Source organism: Rhodosalinus sp. FB01, assembly GCF_041365715.1.
Classification (GTDB): Bacteria; Pseudomonadota; Alphaproteobacteria; order Rhodobacterales; family Rhodobacteraceae; genus Rhodosalinus.
On record NZ_JBGFSH010000114.1, the window covers coordinates 1 to 323 of the forward strand.

Annotated in this window: 1 pseudogene; it reads left to right on the plus strand. The window is 29.4% G+C overall.

Features of this window, described 5'->3' with window-relative positions:
- Nucleotides 1–23 precede the first annotated feature (23 nt).
- Nucleotides 24–323, plus strand: a pseudogene (locus AB6A65_RS16840) (cytochrome b N-terminal domain-containing protein); the annotation flags it as partial.

Sequence of the window (323 nt, forward strand, 5' to 3'; positions counted from 1 at the left end):
AATGACTATGAGGAGGATTTGCTGTAGACAACGCAACATTAACTCGATTTTTTTCATTACACTTTTTATTACCTTTTGTAATCGCAGCAATAGTAATAATCCATTTATTATTTCTACACCAAACTGGATCTAGAAACCCAATTGGATTAAATTCTAATTATGAAAAAGTCTCATTTCACCCATTTTTCTCTTTTAAGGATATTTTAGGCTTTATTTTAATAACAATATTATTAGTATTGCTAACATTAATTAGACCTAATTTGCTAGGTGATTGTGAAAATTTTATTCCAGCGAATCCTTTAGTCACACCAGTTCACATTCAG